1 pseudogene is annotated in these 1,093 nt (G+C 66.9%); it reads left to right on the forward strand.

The annotated features are described in order from the left end of the window. Positions 1-41: 41 nt before the first annotated feature. Positions 42-1,069: pseudogene (locus ABD785_RS41135) on the forward strand (IS5 family transposase). Positions 1,070-1,093: the final 24 nt, after the last annotated feature.

A 1,093-nucleotide genomic window follows, 5' to 3' on the forward strand; every position in this document is an offset into this window, starting at 1 on the left:
GGGTCCGGTGGTGGGCTGGTTGTGGCTGTTAGAACTTGGGTGTGGCGCGTTTTGATGTGACGGATGTGGAGTGGGCGTTGATCGAGCCGTGTCTGCCGGTGGCGGCTACGGGGCCGCTGCCACGGCGGGTGCGTGATCAGTTCAACGGGATCTTGTGGCGGTTTCGTACGGGGTCTGGGTGGCGTGATGTTCCGGAGCGCTACGGGTCGTGGTCCACGCTGTATTCCAGGTTCAACGGCTGGGCCAAGGCCGGGGTGTTCCAGGGCTTGATGGAGGCGCTGATCGCTGAGGCCGCTTCGCGTGGGCAGGTCGGGTTGGAGTTGGTCAGTGTGGACTCCACGATCGTGCGGGCGCATCAGGAGTCGGCCGGGCTGGCGGTCGCCGGGGAGACCCTTGATGCGCTTGAGCAGGCGTTGACCGAGGAAAAGGGGGCTCCGCTGACGCAGCAGCCGCCGGTGCTGCGGGTGATGCGCCGACGGTCGCACCGACCGGTGGTGCGGACGGCCAGGACGCGTCGTCGGCCGTTGATCGTGCCGCCGGGCGGCGGCGCCGCAAGGCTCGGGCGCAGGCCGCCGGGCTCGGCAGGTCACGAGGCGGGCTGAGCAGCAAGGTCCATGCGGCGGTCGATGCCGCCGGGCTTCCGCTGGCGTTCGTGCTCACACCTGGGCAGGCCGGCGACTGCCCGCAGTTCGTCACCGTGTTGAACAAGATCCGTGTTCCTGGTCCGGTCGGCCGGCCTCGTACTCGTCCCGCTGCGGTGGCCGCCGACAAGGCCTACTCCTCCAAGGCCAACCGTTCCCATCTGCGCCGCCGCCGGATCACCGCGGTCATCCCGGAGAAGAACGACCAACAGGCCAACCGGAAGAGGAAAGGGCAGGCAGGCGGACGGCCCGTTGGCTTTGATCCACAGCTCTACCGGCAGCGCAACACCGTCGAACGCTGCTTCCAGAAAATCAAAACCTGGCGCGGACTGGCCACCCGCTATGACAAAACCCCCGAGAGCTATGAGGCCGGACTCCACCTCCGAGGATCGATCATGTGGCTGAAACTCCTCACCTCAACCACATGATCCGAACCCCAAACAGCCCCTAGG

This window comes from Actinocorallia longicatena, from assembly GCF_039534125.1.
GTDB lineage: Bacteria > Actinomycetota > Actinomycetes > Streptosporangiales > Streptosporangiaceae > Actinocorallia > Actinocorallia longicatena.